Origin of the sequence: Mesorhizobium sp. LNHC252B00, assembly GCF_000502955.1 — a bacterium.
Classification (GTDB): domain Bacteria; phylum Pseudomonadota; class Alphaproteobacteria; order Rhizobiales; family Rhizobiaceae; genus Mesorhizobium.
Genome location: NZ_AYWO01000083.1, coordinates 1 through 1068, shown reverse-complemented (window position 1 = coordinate 1068; position 1068 = coordinate 1). Strand labels below are relative to the sequence as shown.

Sequence of the window (1068 nt, the reverse complement as noted above, 5' to 3'; positions counted from 1 at the left end):
ACTGGCTCACGTGAAAGAACATAGTCAAACTGCTTGCTATCGTGGACTGCGGTTACCTTCAGGGCATGCATCGGCGATGAGGCGCCGCATTGCGGCATCATCGTCAATGACAAGAACATGTTTCAACGGCACACCTCGTTTTGGGGGTTGCGCCCCGATCAGGGTTGTATTACCTGAATCTGCAAGCAAAAGGCATGTATTAGTGATGACATTACTTGAAATTGAACAACTGGTTCTCAAAACCCTCAACGCTCTAGTTGCCGAAAAAGTAGAGGTGTCGATGACAACCAGAATGCGGGATCTCGGCCTCGACAGCCTCGACTATAACGAGCTTGCTACGGCGATCGAGAGCCGACTTGGCTGGTTTGTCGACGATTACAAGCTCTGGCAATACGAGTCCGTAAGGCATGTCGCCGACGCCGTCGCCAGTCAGGAGTTGCGCACCGCGGAACCACCAGCAGTGCGGCAAGTGCTGGAGTAGTGCTGTAGGCACAGGTTACGGTGAGGGCAGCTTGGGCGGCGGTAGCTATGGCCATTGCTCCGCTGTGGTTTCTATTCGTGACTGGTGTGTTTGAGAACTGTTGGGTCAGCCCGGTCTATGTCGCAGTGCCGATGCCCCCTTGGTGGCGTTGCCCGCAATTGCGATCGCTGCGCCCAGGGCACCAATGCTGACGGTCGTTGTCAGGCCACCCGTTGAATTGTTGTCAGAGGCAACAGTGCCCACCACACCATCCCAATTGGTGGTCGTATAGACCGACATGTAGTCACGGAACACGCTCTCACTATACGTCGTCACGATCGTTGCCGTCGTACCGGTTGGCACGAGGGCTGACCACACTGACAGATAGACCACACCAGAATTGAAGATGCTTTCCACCTGAGCGAGAAGGGTGGCAGCCACACCCCCAATCGTCATACTGTTGACGGTCACTGCACTTTCGGTGTCAGTGTGTCAAACGGCTTCCAAAACTGACCCCCGATCGGCGTCCAATTTTGGGTCTGACTCACATTTGATGATTTTGCATGGCGGCGTGGTGCTGTTTTCTGAGGGGAATCAGCACCATGGTG

Annotated in this window: 2 protein-coding genes; one reads left to right on the top strand and one right to left on the bottom strand. The window is 54.7% G+C overall.

From position 1 onward, the window contains the following. The coding region (locus tag X744_RS1000000176165; protein WP_280948984.1) for an acyl carrier protein at positions 1-481 on the top strand (481 nt) is incomplete at its 5' end. Positions 482-586: 105 nt separating this feature from the next. Here the strand turns inward: X744_RS1000000176165 and X744_RS139785 are convergent. Continuing rightward, complete coding sequence (locus X744_RS139785) at positions 587-931, bottom strand: hypothetical protein (protein ID WP_023763228.1); 345 nt, start codon at positions 929-931, stop codon at positions 587-589. Between the last annotated feature and the right edge of the window lie 137 nt (positions 932-1068).